Genomic DNA, 13,289 nt, shown 5'->3' with positions numbered 1-13,289 from the left:
AACATATAATGGCTTTGCTCGATCCCCCCGTCCGCACCCGCGACAGGCTTGGCCTAGACGGCGATGGCAGCGTTCAGGTGCAGCTCGACCCGGCCGATCGCATCGGCAATGCGAAGGTGTTCGCGGTCTATGGCAAGGGCGGGATCGGCAAGTCGACCACCTCGTCCAACCTGTCCGCCGCCTTCTCGCTGCTCGGCAAGCGGGTGCTACAGATCGGCTGCGACCCCAAACACGACAGCACTTTCACGCTGACCAAGAAGCTGATGCCGACGGTCATCGACGTGCTCGAAACGGTCCAATTCCACGCCGAGGAACTGCGCCCCGAAGACTATATGTTCGAAGGGTTCAACGGCGTGATGTGCGTCGAGGCCGGCGGTCCGCCGGCGGGCACCGGCTGCGGCGGCTATGTCGTCGGGCAGACGGTCAAGCTGCTGAAACAGCATCATCTGCTCGAAGAGACCGACGTCGTGCTGTTCGACGTGCTGGGCGACGTGGTGTGCGGCGGGTTCGCCGCGCCGCTCCAGCATGCCGAGCGCGCGGTGGTGGTCGCGTCGAACGACTTCGACAGCATCTTCGCGATGAACCGCATCGTCGCGGCGATCAAGGCGAAGGCGAAGAATTACGACGTGCGGATGGCCGGCGTGATCGCCAACCGATCGGCCGCGACCGACGAGATCGACCGGTTCAACGCCGCCACCGGCTTGAAGACGTTGGCGCATTTCCCCGATCTCGATGCGATCCGCCGCAGCCGCCTCAAGAAATGCACGTTGTTCGAGATGGAACAGACCCCCGAGGTCGCGGCGGTCTGCGAGGAATATAAGCGTCTCGCCGCAACGATGTGGGCGGGACTGCCCGCGCTCCAAGCCGAGCCGATGAAGGACCGCGACATCTTCGAATTCCTGGGGTTCGAGTAAGATGACGACGGCCACCTACGCCCGGTTCCGGTCCGACCTCGAGACCTATTTCGACCGTACCGCGTCGAAGACCTGGGAACAGTTGACCTCGGACGCGCCGGTCAGCGGCATCCGCGCCACCGTCCGCGCCGGGCGTGATCGGATGCGCGACACGCTGCTCTCCTGGCTCCCGGCCGATCTCACTGGCCGTCGGTTGCTCGACGCCGGCTGCGGTACCGGCGCGCTGGCGGTCGAGGCAGCACGACGGGGAGCCGAAGTGGTCGCGATCGACGTCGCCGGCAGCCTCGTCGATATCGCGCGGACGCGTGCGCCCAAGGGGCTCGCGATCGACTGGCGCGTCGGCGACATGCGCGACCCTGCGCTCGGCCGGTTCGACCATGTCGTGGCGATGGACTCGCTGATCCATTACCCCGCGTCTGATATCGTCGATGTCGTTGGCACGTTGGCCGATCGCACCGGCGGATCGATCGCATTCACCTTCGCGCCGCAGACGCCGCTGCTGATGGCGATGCTCGGTGCCGGACGGCTGTTCCCGCGGAGCGACCGATCGCCGGCGATCCTCCCGGTCCGCGACGCCCGGCTGCGCACGCTGATCCAGGCCGCGCTGCCCGATGCACGCCTCGGGCGCGACCAGCGTATCTCGGCGAGCTTCTACACCAGCCACGCGCTCGAGGTGCTTCCCGGGTGAGCGACCTGACCGCCCTGAAGGCCTCGCTGGCCCCACGTGCCAAGACGGAGCCCGCCTCGCCCAAGCTCGTCGCGCTGCGCACCGGCACGTTCTGGAACCGGCTCGGCAGCCGTTTCCTGCCCTTCGCCGATGCCGCGACCGAGAATCTGCCGCTCGGCCGCATCCTCCGCCTGTCGCTGTTCCAGGTCTCGGTGGGCATGGCCGCGGTGCTGCTGACCGGCACGCTCAACCGCGTGATGATCGTCGAGCTCCGCATGTCGGCCAGCCTGGTCGCCGCAATGGTATCGCTGCCGTTGCTGTTCGCGCCGTTGCGCGCGCTGATCGGCTTCAAATCGGATCACCACGCGTCGGTGCTGGGCTGGAAGCGCGTCCCCTATATCTGGTTCGGCACGCTGTTGCAGTTCGGCGGGCTGGCGATCCTGCCGTTCGCGCTGCTGGTGATGACCGGCGGCGGGACCGGCCCGGCCTGGGCCGGCCAGATCGGCGCGGCGGTCGGGTTCCTGCTCGTCGGCGCGGGGATGCACACGACGCAGACCGCGGGGCTCGCGCTCGCGACCGATCTCGCGCCCGACGATGCGCGCCCGCGTGTGGTCGCCCTGTTGTACGTGATGCTGCTCGCCGGAATGATGGTCAGCGCGATCGTGATCGGTCGCCTGCTCGCCGATTTCACCCCGACCAAGCTGGTGCAGATCGTCCAGGGCGCGGCGATGCTGACGATGGCGCTGAACCTCATCGCGCTGTGGAAGCAGGAGGCGCGCAATCGCAACCCGGAAGCAGCGCGCGCCCCCGCCCCCGCATTCGGTGACGCCTGGGCGCAGTTCATCGCCCGCCCGCGGACGATGCGGCTGCTGGTCGCTGTCGGGCTCGGCGCCGCGGCGTTCAGCATGCAGGACGTTCTGCTCGAACCCTATGGCGGGCAGATCCTCGGGCTGTCGGTCGGCGCGACGACCTCGCTGACGGCCCTGTGGGCGGTCGGGATGCTGAGTGGCTTCGCGCTGGCGGCGCAGCGGCTCGCAGACGGCGACGATCCGCACCGTCTCGCCGGGTTCGGTGGGGTGTTGGGAATCGCCGCGTTCCTGTGCGTAATCTTCGCGGGTGCGCTGCCCGCGGTCACCCTGCTCGCGATCGGCGCGACGCTGATCGGGTTCGGTGGCGGGCTGTTCTCGGTCGGCACGCTGACCGCGGCGATGGCGATCGCCGATGAGGAGCGCCTGGCCGGACGCACCGGTCTGGCGCTCGGCGCCTGGGGCGCGGTGCAGGCGACCTGCGCGGGCCTGGCGATCGCGCTGGGCGCGTTCGCGCGCGATATCGTGTCGACCGCCGCGGTGGCGCGCGATCTCGGCGCGACGCTGGCCAGCCCGCTGACCGGCTACGCCTTTGTCTACTGCGTCGAGATTCTGCTGCTGCTCGGCATGCTCGTCGCGCTCGGCCCGCTCGTTCGCGGCAGCGAACCGCGTGCTCCAGTATCGCCGGTGCGGTCGCGCTTCGGCCTCAGCGACTTTCCGATCTGAAAGGGACCATCATGAACCCGCAAATCACGCCCGGCATTGATGTCGCCCTGTTGGTCTTCTGGGCGTTCGTGCTCTTCTTCATCTGCCTCGTCTTCTATCTGCGGCGCGAGGATCGCCGCGAGGGCTATCCGCTCGAGGACGAGACCACCGGGCGGCTCGATACCGTCGGGGGTCCGCTGCACACCGCGTCGCCCAAATCCTTCCTGCTGCCGTTCGGCCACGGCCGCGTGTTCGTACCACGCGCGGAAGATCGCGAGCCGGTCGACATCGCCGCGCGGCGCACCGATCGCTTCGCCGGCGCGCCTTACGCTCCCACCGGCAACCCACTCGCCGACGGGATCGGACCGGCGGCCTGGGCCAATCGCGCCAAACGCCCCGATATCGATATGGAGGGCCATCCCCGCATCGTGCCACTCTCCGCGGCGGCCGATTACACAGTCGCCGCTGGTGATCCCGATCTGCTCGGCTGGCCGGTCGTCGGCGCGGACGGCGCGGTCGCGGGAACGGTGGAGACGCTGTGGATCGATCGTGCAGATCGGCTGATCCGCTATCTGCAGGTCGATGTCGGCGCGGGGTCGGTACTCGCGCCGATGATGATGGCGACGGTCGAGCGTGGCGCCCGGCGCGTCGTCATCGATGCGCTGCTCGCCAGCCAGTTCGCCGGCGCGCCGCGGATCGAGGCCAGCGACCAGATCACCTTGTACGAGGAGGAGCGCGTGCAGGCCTATTTCGGCGGTGGCTATCTCTACGCCACGCCCGACCGGCAGGAGCCATGGCTGTGACGGAATATGACAATGAGCCGATTCCCGGGCTTCCCGGGCTGCTGCCCCCGGGCGAACGCATCCTCTGGCAGGGTCGGCCCGACCGCCAGGCGCTCGCGCGCGCGGCATTCCATACCCGGTTGGTGACGGTCTATTTCGCGCTGCTCGCGCTCTGGGCGCTGTCGAGCGCTGCGTTGCAAGGGATCCGTTCCCCGGCCGATCTGACCGGCACCGCGATGACGATCATCGCTGGGATCGTCGGCGTCGCGCTGCTCCATCTGCTCGCCTGGGGGACCGCGCGGACGACGATCTACACGCTGACCAACCGCCGCATCGTACTGCGGATCGGCATGGCGCTTCCCAAATGCATCAACCTGCCGCTCGCGCAGATCGGCTCGGTCGACCTCGCGATGCGCGCTGACGGACTGGGCGATGTCGCGTTGGCGATCACGGGGCGGCAGCAACTCGGCTATATCGCGGTGTGGCCGCATGCCCGGCCGTGGAAGGTCGCGGCGCCGCAGCCGATGCTCCGCGCGCTGCCCGACGCCGCCGATGTGGCCGCGCTCGTCGCGCGCACCTGTCTCGACGTCCAGGCCGACGGGGTGCTGACCCAACCCGACCCCATCGCGGCGCCGTCACCCGTCTTTGCCGGAGCGCAGGCGGCATGAGCGGCACGCACACCGATATGTTGCCGCGCGGGACGCTGATCAGCGCAGGCGCGCTCGTGCTGTTCGCGCTCGCCGCCACCACGATCGTGCGGATCGCCGATATCCCCCCCGCCGCCTCGCCCACATTGCTGCGCGAACGGGCGCATATCACGCCGGTGCGGTCGCGTGCCCTGCGCTTCATCGACCGCGCCGATGGCGCCGTCGTGATCGCGGACGTCGGCGGCGCAACCGCGTCGGTGATCGCACCCGGCCAAGAGACCGGCTTCATCCGCGGCGTGATGCGCGGATTGGCGCGCGAGCGGCGGGCGCGCGGCATCGGCGACGGTCCACCGTTCACGCTCACGCTGTGGCGCGACGGCGAGCTGTCGCTGGTCGATACCGCCACCGGTCGCGCGATCGAGCTAACGGCCTTCGGCACGACCAACCGCGCGACCTTCGCCGCGCTGCTCGATGCGAAGGGACCGACCGCATGACCGCGCTGCTCCGCACCCGGTTCGACACGCCCTGCCGTATCCAGATCGAGCATAGCGACGAATTCCTCTGTGCGCATGTCGAGCTCGCCGGCGACGTCGCTATCGGCCCGGGTGACCGTGTCCGCGTCCACGGCGCACCGATCCGCGTGGCGTTCGGCGAACGTCGCGTGGTCGAACGGCTCGCCACGGTCGAGCGTGCCGGGCTTGCCGGGCGGCTGTGGACCAAGTTCGCCGGGCATTTCGCGATGGCCGAACTTTACGAGGTCAGCTTTTCGGATCGGACGACAGTATGAACGCGATCACGCCTTTTACCGCCGACACGCTAGCCATCGCGCGTCAGGATACCGTGCTGTCGCCGCGCTTCTACACCACCGATTTCGCGGCGATGGACCGTATCGACGTTGGCCCGGTCCGCGCCGAATGGGATGCGCTAATCGGCGAAATGGCCGCCGATCCCAACCGCCTGCACTTCAAGCGCACCGACGCGTTCGACGGCGTGATCGAAAGCCTGCCGGGGGATCTGCGCGCCGAATTCACCGACTTCCTCGTCAGTTCGCTCACTGCCGAGTTCTCGGGTTGCATCCTCTACGCCGAGATCGCCAAGCGCGTCACCAACCCCGACATCAAGCAGCTGTTCAAGCTGATGAGCCGGGACGAAAGCCGTCATGCGGGTTTCATCAATGACACGCTGAAGGATGCCGGCATTGGCGTCGACCTCGGCTTCCTCACGCGGACCAAGAAATATACCTATTTCCGCCCGAAATTCATCTTCTACGCGACCTATCTCAGCGAGAAGATCGGCTATGCGCGCTACATCACGATCTACCGCCATCTCGCGGCGCACCCGGAGCTTCGCTTCCATCCGATCTTCGACTGGTTCGAACTCTGGTGCAACGACGAGTTCCGCCACGGCGATGCCTTCGCGATCCTGATGCGGACCGATCCGAAGCTGCTGCGCGGAGTAAACGCGCTGTGGATCCGCTTCTTCCTCGTCGCGGTCTATGCGACGATGTACGTCCGTGATCACAACCGCCCGGCGTTCCACAAGGCGCTCGGCATCGACCCGACCGACTATGACGCGCGCGTCTTCACGGTCTGCTCGGCGATCACGCGGCAGGTCTTCCCGGTGGTGCTCGATACCGATGCGCCGCGTTTCCGCGCCGGGCTGGAACGGATGCGCCGCATCGCCGGCGGGATCGACGCGGCCAAGGCGCAAGGCGGGATCGTCGGCGCGGTCAAACGGATCGGGCTGATCGGCGCGGCCGCGGCCAGTTTCGCCTGGCTGTACCTCACCCCGGTCAAGCGCAACACCGCCCCCGCTTCGGTCCGCCTGGTCCCGGCTTGGTGACTCTTCCCCCGCTCCTCTTCGCGCTGTTGATGTGGTTCATCGGAACCGCGGCGGTGGTCTGGCTGGACAGCCGGCCGGCGCACACGTTTCGGACCAGCCTGATCCTCGCCGGCACTGTGGCGATCGCCGCGATCGGACTGGTCTGGGCGAAGGCCGGCGATACCAGCGCGAGCGGCGCCTATGTCGGGTTCGGCGCGGCGATCGTGATCTGGGGCTGGCACGAAATGAGTTTCCTGATGGGGCATGTCGCCGGACCCAACCGCGCCGAATGTCCGTCGGACGCGGTCGGCTGGGCACGCTTCAAGGCGGCGACCGCGACCGTGATCCACCACGAGCTCGCGATCGCGGCGACCGCGATCCTGTTGTTCGCTGTGACCTGGGGCCAGCCCAACCAGGCCGCGCCGCTCACCTTCTTGCTGCTGTTCGTGTTGCGTGTGTCGGCGAAGTTCAACCTGTATCTGGGCGTACCCAACCTCAGCGACGAGGTGTTTCCGGCGCATCTGACCTATCTGAAAAGCTATTTCCGCACGCGCCGCATGAATGCCCTGTTCCCGTTCTCGATCCTGCTCAGCAGCGGCATTGCCGTTTGGGCGTGGACGGCGGCGGAAGCCGCGCCGGCGGGCAGCGGTGCGTCGGCGAGCGCCACCTTGCTCGCTGGGCTCGCGGTGCTCGGCGTCGTCGAGCATCTGTTCCTGGTCCTGCCGCTCCGCGACGCGAAAATGTGGCGCTGGGCTTCTTCATCCACACGAGCGGCCAAAGCCGCCATCACCGACTGACGGGGAGTTTGCATGAATTACGAGGCATTTTTCGAATCCGAGCTGACCACGCTCAAGGATGACGGCCGCTACCGGGTTTTTGCCGAACTCGAGCGAAAGGCCGGTGCCTTCCCCGCGGCCGAGCAGTTCCTCGGCGAACAGACCCGCCCAGTCACCGTATGGTGTTCGAACGACTATCTCGGCATGGGTCAGCATCCGGACGTGCTCGACGCGATGCACGCAACGCTCGACCGGTGCGGCGCGGGCGCGGGCGGCACCCGCAACATTTCGGGCACCACGCACAGTCATGTCCAACTCGAGGCCGAACTCGCCGATCTGCACGGTAAGGAAGCGGCGTTGCTGTTCACCTCGGGCTATGTCTCGAACTGGGCGGCGCTCGGCACGCTCGGCGCGCGGCTACCCGGCTGCGTGATCCTGTCCGACGCGCTCAACCACGCCTCGATGATCGAAGGCATCCGTCACAGTCGGGCCGAGGTGCAGCAGTTCACGCACAATTCGCCCGAGGATCTCGACCGGCGATTGGCGTCACTCGATCCCGCATGTCCCAAGCTGGTGGCGTTCGAAAGCGTCTATTCGATGGACGGCGACATCGCGCCGATCGCCGAGATCCTCGACGTCTGCGAAGCGCACGGCGCGATGTCGTATCTCGACGAGGTCCACGGCGTCGGCCTGTACGGCCCGCGCGGCGGCGGCATCGCCGAGCGCGAGGGGCTGATGGACCGCGTGACCGTGATCGAGGGGACGCTGGGCAAAGCGTTCGGCGTGATGGGCGGGTATATCGCCGCGTCGGCCGCGCTGTGCGACTTCGTCCGCAGCTTCGCCAGCGGCTTCATCTTCACCACCGCGCTCCCGCCCGCGCTCGCCGCAGGCGCCACCGCGAGCATCCGGCATCTGAAGACCAGCCAGATCGAACGGACCCGCCAGCGCGACCGCGTCGCGAAAGTCCGGCGCCAGCTCGACGCGATGGGCATCCCGACGCTCGACAATACCAGTCACATCATCCCGATCATGGTGGGCGATGCGCACAAGTGCAAACGGATCAGCGACTGGCTGCTCGAACATCACGGCATCTATGTCCAGCCGATCAATTATCCGACGGTCCCCGTCGGCACCGAACGGCTGCGGCTGACCCCGTCGCCGGTCCATACCGATGACGACATCGACAAGCTGGTCCGCGCGCTGAGCGAAATCTGGTCGCAATGCGAACTCGCCCGCCGCGCGATGGCGGCCTGAACGGGGGTCGACGCACCCGTCGTCGACGCCCCTTCCAGCGGGCAAGGGCTCGCACCCGATCCTCATGCGGACGGGTGCGATGCACCAGGGGCTTAACAGGTGGCAGCAACGGACCTCTTCGCCTTCACCCAAGACGAACGCGGACCTCGGCCCCTCGCGGCGCGCTAGTGCCCGATCAGCCGGTGCAATCGCCATCGGCCGTGTGCGACCACCGCGACCACCACCGGCACCGTCGCCGCGACCGCGAGATCGTGGCGAACGCCCGGCAACGCGGACAGAAGATACCCGACCAGCGCGACGAGATAGTAGCTGATCGCGACGACGGACAATCCCTCGACCGTCTGCTGCAGCCGCAGCTGCACCTTGGCGCGCGCATCCATCGAGAGCAGCAGGTCGCGATTCTGCTTCGACAGCGCGATATCGATCCGCGTGCGAAGCAATTCGCTGGTCCAGGCGGCGCGCTGCGACAGATCCTCCAGCCGCGCGGAAAAGGAATCGCAGGTCCTGACCGCGGGCGCCAGCCGCCGCTCTGTGAAGTCACCAAGCGTCTGGTATCCGCGCACCGCGCCGATCCTCAAACTGGCCAGCCGGTCGGTGCTAAGCTGTGCATAGGCCCGCGTCGCGCTCATCCGGTAGCGCGTCTCCGCGACCAGTTGCGCCAGCTGCGCCGACAGGAAGGTCAGTTCGTCGAGCAGCTGGTCGTCTTGTGACGTACGTTCCGACACGGCGAGCGTGAGCTGCGCGAGCCGCGTCTCCAGCGCGCTGACACTCGGGGTCAGGCGCTGTGCGAGCGGCAGGCCGAGCAAGGCCATGTTGCGGTAATTGCCCAGCTCCTGCAGCCGAATGACGAGCTGCGATGGTTCGTCCCGCTCGAGACCGCGATCCTGCACCAGCAATCGTCCATAGCCATCGCCGTTTAACCGGAAATCGGAGACGATCCGCGCGGTCCCGTCGGCGACGTCGCACAGGATCGTCGCCTCGGGCGAGAACCAGGCTGCGATCTCGGTCGGTAGCGGATCGGTGACGTCGCGGCTGACCGCGATCTGCGTAGCGCGGATGACGCTGCCCGGCATCTCCGCCAGCAGCGTCGGCAGGATGGGATCGAACACGGCGGGATCGAACGGCGCGTCGAAGGCGCCGGGGCGCAGCAGCGTATAGGTGGCGAATTCGGTGTGCCGCTCCCAGACGAGCGTCATCGCGTCGAACGCGATGACGCCGTATTTCTCCGCGATCGGCACGATGACGCGCGCCGCCTCAGCCAAGCCGATGACGTGCCGCCGCGCCGCTTCCGCGGCCTCTTCCTCCAGCACGGTGACGATCTGGACCAGCCGGCACGGCGCCGCGAACCGTGGCAGCCGCCGCAGGTGCATTTCCTCCGACAGCGCCGCCCGCAACGCGTGATTGCGGATCGTCACGTCGCGAGACACGCGGAGAACCCGGTCCGCGCCGCGATCGGCGCGGCCGGGGTCATTTGTTGTCGGTCATCGTCGCAGGCTTCGCAAAGGCGGCAGGCACCGCGGTGGCCGCGCCCGCGCCACCCTCCGGAATCGCCGCCGGCATCGCGCCACCCCACAGGATCGGCGCCTGTGCGATCATGCTCACCCCGCCCAGCGGCTTCGAAAGCCCCTGGTGGCAGGTCGTGCAATTGACCTTGTACGGGTCACCGTGCGGGCCCTTGCGGTTCGCCGGGAACACCGCCTGCAACGAGCTGATATAGTTCGTGTTGATGTCGCGGACCATGCGGATGCCGTAATAGGCGGTCCCGCGCTGCGCCCGGCTGAGGTTCCAGGCGCGGAACGACTGGCTGTTGTGGCAATAGGTGCAGTTCACCCCCAGCGCGGTGCTGACGTGCATCATCAGGCCATAGGATTGCTCGGCCGCCTTGATCGACACGATATGATCCGCGTTCGGAAACGCGCTGGCGCTCGCGACCCGCACCTGCGCGCGTCCGTTCAGATATTGCGCGAACGGGTCATAGGGCAGCGACGAATAGCCGACATTCTGGTTCGGCGAGTTCTGGCCGTGCTTGTTACGCAGGATCGTGTTGGGTTCCACCGTCCCCTCGGCATTCGCCCATTTATACTCGGGCACCGCATTGCCGCGGTGGCAGGTATAGCAGGTCACGCCGGTCTGCTTGACGTGGCTTGCCCAGCGCGAATTGATGGTCTGCGTCATCTGCAGCATCCGCCGCGCGACGACCTTGGTGTATTTCTCGTCGGACGCCATGTTCTCGGGGTTGTGGCAGTAATTGCACCCCTGTTCGGGCGGTGCGACCCACTGGTTCATCTCCGCCATCAGATGGTCGAACCGCTCCTTGCTGAGCCCCGCCACCACCTTGACGTTCTGGTAGCTCTGCCCCGCGGTCGGGCCGCCATCGGGTGGCAGCGGATACGGCGCCGGCGGGATCACGGCGGCCTTCGCGATGCTGCTGACATCGACGATCTGCTCGAGTCCGGTGCCGCGATACCCGGTCTGTGTCGACTGTTTGGCGCCTAGCTCGCAGCCTGCGAGCATGATGGCGCCGCTCAACGTGGCGATCGTCGCGACGCGGTTCATTGCGATGCTCCCGGCAGAGACGCCGGGTCGATCACGCCGGTGCTCGGGTAACTGGGTGCATAACCGTGCAGGATCGCCCAGAGATACCAATTGTCGACCACCGTGCCCGTCAGCAGGATGCCGATCGCGCCGGTCAAGGGCGTCAGCACCGCGAACCACCAGGCCCAGCGATGGATCGATTCGGCGGTCGCGTTGAACCCCATCGTCCAGCGCCAGAACAACGCACCGCGTTCGAACGCGGTGCCCCGATCGACGATTTGTTCGATCTCGCGTTCGCTGCCGTAGCGGCCGGTGGCGAGCACCGTCGCGCCGTGCATCGCGAACAGCATCGTCGATCCATAGAGGAAGACAATCGAGAGGCAGTGGAACGGGTTGTAGAACAGATTGCCGTAGCGGATCGAGAACGCCGCGGTCCAGTCGAGGTGCGGGAAGATGCCGAACGGCACCGCCTCGGCCCAGCTGCGCATCAGCATCGGCCGGATGAAGCCGAGCGTGATGATCAGGAAGATCCCCGCACCGAACGCCCACGCGACATGGGTCCCCATGCCGAGCGCACGCGCCCGCGCAAAGGTGCGGACCCACCACAGGATCAGCGCGCTGGTCATGAAGAAGCCCGCCATCTGCCACCAGCCGCCCTGCGCGAGCGGGACGAGCATCTGGAAGCCCCATTGCGGGCCCGGCGGCTCGAGCGCGAGCCAGGGGAGCTGCCGGACGAACTGGATCGGATCCCAGCCGACGCTCGCGAACATGTTGAGCCCGATGATCTCGAACGCGGTGAACGCGCAGATCAGCGACGCGATACCCAGCTTGCCGAGATAGATCGGCCCGATCTGCGCTGCGCCGAGCTTGCCCGCCCAGTAGTTGTAGCTGCCGTTGCCGATCCGGCGGAAGCTGCCCGGGGGCAGTAGCGGCCCCGATTCGAGCGGCCCCCGCAGCTGCACTTGCGTGAAGATGTTTTGATAGCGTGCCATCGTACCCCCCTCAGGACCAGATCGGCAGGTTGAGCCACCAGGTCCACCATTCGGGCCAGCCGCGCGTCCACAGCGGCCCCGAGATGATGATGCAGATCGCGCTCCAGAACCCGGCACTGAGCGCCAGGAACAGCCCGAGCCGGTGGATGCCCAACGTCCCGATCGAATAGCCGATCGTGTCGCGGAAGAACGCGTCTTCATATTCGGGCGACTTGACCGTCTCGCCTGGCCCGGGATTGACCGCCGACAGCACCAGCGCGCCGTGGAAGGCGAGCGCGCCGCCGGTGGTGAAGAAGAAGCTCACCGCGATCATGTGCGCGGGATTGTAGTGGAAATGCAGATATTGGTAGCCGGTGTTCGACACCCAATCGAGATGGCTGAAGATGCCGTAGGGGAAGCCGAACCCCCAGGCGCCGAGCATCCATGGGCGGATCACCACCAGCGACACATAGGCGAAGATCGCGAAGCCATAGGCGAAGGGCACGTGATACCCCATCCCCAGCTTTCGGCAGATCTCGACCTGCCGCAGCGCCCAGGACACGAACGCGCCGATCGCGCAGATCGTGATGACCTGGTAGAATCCCCCTTCGCGGAGCGGTGCCAGACCGAGGCCATAGCTGATATCGGGCGGCGCGATGCTGATCAGCCACGGGTTCCAGCTGTTACCCAAAGACGCGTCGTAGAAGATCAGCGCGGTGCCGAGCGACGCGCAGATCGCGGTCATTACGCCGAAAAACCCGACGTAGAAGGGACCGACCCAGAAATCGAACAGGTCGCCGCCGATCAGCGTGCCCCCTCGCACCCGATATTTTCGCTCGAAGCTCAGCAGCGCCATGGCATCTCTCCGCCGCCCGGCACATACCAGGGGCTCTCAGGTCGTTGTCGGGGGGCGAGACCCAACGATCTCGCCCGCCCGTAGCCGCGTCCGCAGCGGTTCAGGGGCCGCCGGGCGTCGCCGGCGCGGTCGCCGTCGTCGTCTTGTGCGGGCCATCGAGCCAGTTGAACCGGTCGGTGCTGAGCAGGATGAAGTGGATCAGCAGTGCAAGCACCAGCAGGAAGATGAACAGCGCGGTGAGTGAACGCCGCGGGTCGAAGATCAGCCAGATTCTCCACATGATGTGGTTCCTCTCTTTATAAAGAATTAGGGGTCGAGACAGCCGGACTTAAAGCCAGGGCCGCCAGTTCCAGACCAAGAAGTGCGCGACGATCGCGACCACCGTGAAGATCAGGAAGCTCATGATGAAGAGCTTGTGAAATTCCTTGGCCTCTTCGGGCGTGAGATAGGTTCCCGGCCCCATCTTCTCGTCTCTTTCTCTCAGGTCGCTCATGTCTACGTCTCCCTTGTTCCCGGCGAGGACAGGAGCGTAAAACACCGCTCCCTGCATCCGCG

The 13,289-nt window shown here is 66.8% G+C and carries 16 protein-coding genes; 10 read left to right on the top strand and 6 right to left on the bottom strand.

Annotated elements, in window-relative coordinates; translation table 11 throughout:
• Positions 1-8 precede the first annotated feature (8 nt).
• The 10 genes from bchL to hemA are packed head-to-tail and all read left to right on the top strand — an operon-like array spanning position 9 to position 8,372.
• Positions 9-914 carry a ferredoxin:protochlorophyllide reductase (ATP-dependent) iron-sulfur ATP-binding protein gene (bchL, locus tag U1701_RS12855; RefSeq protein ID WP_332782957.1) on the top strand — a complete coding sequence of 302 codons (906 nt, stop codon included), beginning with the start codon at positions 9-11 and terminating at the stop codon, positions 912-914.
• A gap of 1 nt (position 915) precedes the next feature.
• Complete coding sequence (gene bchM / locus U1701_RS12850; protein WP_332782956.1) at positions 916-1,602, top strand: magnesium protoporphyrin IX methyltransferase; 687 nt, start codon at positions 916-918, stop codon at positions 1,600-1,602.
• Entirely contained in the window at positions 1,599-3,113 is a 1,515-nt protein-coding gene (locus U1701_RS12845) for a BCD family MFS transporter (RefSeq protein ID WP_332782955.1), read from the top strand. The genes bchM and U1701_RS12845 overlap by 4 nt, the downstream gene beginning before the upstream one ends.
• 11 nt (positions 3,114-3,124) lie before the next feature.
• Complete coding sequence (gene puhA / locus U1701_RS12840; RefSeq protein ID WP_332782954.1) at positions 3,125-3,895, top strand: photosynthetic reaction center subunit H; 771 nt, start codon at positions 3,125-3,127, stop codon at positions 3,893-3,895.
• Positions 3,886-4,542: a photosynthetic complex putative assembly protein PuhB gene (gene puhB, locus U1701_RS12835; RefSeq protein WP_332782953.1), complete on the top strand. Its 657-nt coding sequence runs from the start codon at positions 3,886-3,888 to the stop codon at positions 4,540-4,542. Before puhA ends, puhB begins: the two co-directional genes overlap by 10 nt.
• A complete protein-coding gene (puhC, locus tag U1701_RS12830) occupies positions 4,539-5,015 on the top strand; it encodes a photosynthetic complex assembly protein PuhC (RefSeq protein ID WP_332782952.1) in 477 nt (158 codons plus the stop codon). Before puhB ends, puhC begins: the two co-directional genes overlap by 4 nt.
• A complete protein-coding gene (locus U1701_RS12825; protein WP_332782951.1) occupies positions 5,012-5,308 on the top strand; it encodes an O2-dependent cyclase accessory protein in 297 nt (98 codons plus the stop codon). The genes puhC and U1701_RS12825 overlap by 4 nt, the downstream gene beginning before the upstream one ends.
• Positions 5,305-6,363, top strand: a complete 1,059-nt coding sequence (gene acsF / locus U1701_RS12820) for a magnesium-protoporphyrin IX monomethyl ester (oxidative) cyclase (RefSeq protein ID WP_332782950.1) — start codon at positions 5,305-5,307, stop codon at positions 6,361-6,363. Before U1701_RS12825 ends, acsF begins: the two co-directional genes overlap by 4 nt.
• Entirely contained in the window at positions 6,360-7,139 is a 780-nt protein-coding gene (gene puhE / locus U1701_RS12815) for a putative photosynthetic complex assembly protein PuhE (protein WP_332782949.1), read from the top strand. Before acsF ends, puhE begins: the two co-directional genes overlap by 4 nt.
• Positions 7,140-7,151: 12 nt before the next feature.
• Complete coding sequence (hemA, locus tag U1701_RS12810; protein WP_332782948.1) at positions 7,152-8,372, top strand: 5-aminolevulinate synthase; 1,221 nt, start codon at positions 7,152-7,154, stop codon at positions 8,370-8,372.
• Positions 8,373-8,536: 164 nt separating this feature from the next.
• On the opposite strand, the gene U1701_RS12805 is transcribed toward hemA, so the two are convergent.
• The 6 genes from U1701_RS12805 to pufB form a co-directional block, all read right to left on the bottom strand.
• Positions 8,537-9,799, bottom strand: coding sequence for a DUF3422 family protein (locus U1701_RS12805; protein ID WP_332782947.1), 1,263 nt, complete (start codon positions 9,797-9,799; stop codon positions 8,537-8,539).
• A 40-nt stretch (positions 9,800-9,839) separates the two neighbouring features.
• Positions 9,840-10,928, bottom strand: coding sequence for a photosynthetic reaction center cytochrome PufC (gene pufC / locus U1701_RS12800; protein ID WP_332782946.1), 1,089 nt, complete (start codon positions 10,926-10,928; stop codon positions 9,840-9,842).
• Complete coding sequence (gene pufM / locus U1701_RS12795; protein WP_332782945.1) at positions 10,925-11,899, bottom strand: photosynthetic reaction center subunit M; 975 nt, start codon at positions 11,897-11,899, stop codon at positions 10,925-10,927. Before pufM ends, pufC begins: the two co-directional genes overlap by 4 nt.
• Positions 11,900-11,909: 10 nt before the next feature.
• On the bottom strand, positions 11,910-12,734 hold the full coding sequence (gene pufL, locus U1701_RS12790; RefSeq protein WP_332782944.1) for a photosynthetic reaction center subunit L: 825 nt from the start codon (positions 12,732-12,734) through the stop codon (positions 11,910-11,912).
• Between the two features lie 100 nt (positions 12,735-12,834).
• Positions 12,835-13,014: a light-harvesting antenna LH1, alpha subunit gene (gene pufA / locus U1701_RS12785; protein ID WP_332782943.1), complete on the bottom strand. Its 180-nt coding sequence runs from the start codon at positions 13,012-13,014 to the stop codon at positions 12,835-12,837.
• A 48-nt stretch (positions 13,015-13,062) separates the two neighbouring features.
• Positions 13,063-13,227 carry a light-harvesting antenna LH1, beta subunit gene (pufB, locus tag U1701_RS12780; RefSeq protein ID WP_332782942.1) on the bottom strand — a complete coding sequence of 55 codons (165 nt, stop codon included), beginning with the start codon at positions 13,225-13,227 and terminating at the stop codon, positions 13,063-13,065.
• Between the last annotated feature and the right edge of the window lie 62 nt (positions 13,228-13,289).

Origin of the sequence: Sphingomonas rhamnosi (assembly GCF_036663615.1) — a bacterium.
GTDB lineage: Bacteria > Pseudomonadota > Alphaproteobacteria > Sphingomonadales > Sphingomonadaceae > Sphingomonas.
The sequence above is the reverse complement of the archived record's forward strand: the minus strand, read 5'-3'. Positions and strand labels throughout refer to the sequence as shown.

What these genes read in the sequence shown, in the direction of transcription:
- pufA (WP_332782943.1), bottom strand. Translation starts at nt 13,014, where the DNA reads ATGTGGAGAATCTGGCTGATCTTCGACCCGCGGCGTTCACTCACCGCG.
- acsF (WP_332782950.1), top strand. Translation starts at nt 5,305, where the DNA reads ATGAACGCGATCACGCCTTTTACCGCCGACACGCTAGCCATCGCGCGT.
- puhA (WP_332782954.1), top strand. Translation starts at nt 3,125, where the DNA reads ATGAACCCGCAAATCACGCCCGGCATTGATGTCGCCCTGTTGGTCTTC.
- pufM (WP_332782945.1), bottom strand. Translation starts at nt 11,899, where the DNA reads ATGGCACGCTATCAAAACATCTTCACGCAAGTGCAGCTGCGGGGGCCG.
- puhC (WP_332782952.1), top strand. Translation starts at nt 4,539, where the DNA reads ATGAGCGGCACGCACACCGATATGTTGCCGCGCGGGACGCTGATCAGC.
- pufL (WP_332782944.1), bottom strand. Translation starts at nt 12,734, where the DNA reads ATGGCGCTGCTGAGCTTCGAGCGAAAATATCGGGTGCGAGGGGGCACG.
- bchL (WP_332782957.1), top strand. Translation starts at nt 9, where the DNA reads ATGGCTTTGCTCGATCCCCCCGTCCGCACCCGCGACAGGCTTGGCCTA.
- U1701_RS12825 (WP_332782951.1), top strand. Translation starts at nt 5,012, where the DNA reads ATGACCGCGCTGCTCCGCACCCGGTTCGACACGCCCTGCCGTATCCAG.
- pufB (WP_332782942.1), bottom strand. Translation starts at nt 13,227, where the DNA reads ATGAGCGACCTGAGAGAAAGAGACGAGAAGATGGGGCCGGGAACCTAT.
- puhB (WP_332782953.1), top strand. Translation starts at nt 3,886, where the DNA reads ATGGCTGTGACGGAATATGACAATGAGCCGATTCCCGGGCTTCCCGGG.
- hemA (WP_332782948.1), top strand. Translation starts at nt 7,152, where the DNA reads ATGAATTACGAGGCATTTTTCGAATCCGAGCTGACCACGCTCAAGGAT.
- pufC (WP_332782946.1), bottom strand. Translation starts at nt 10,928, where the DNA reads ATGAACCGCGTCGCGACGATCGCCACGTTGAGCGGCGCCATCATGCTC.
- bchM (WP_332782956.1), top strand. Translation starts at nt 916, where the DNA reads ATGACGACGGCCACCTACGCCCGGTTCCGGTCCGACCTCGAGACCTAT.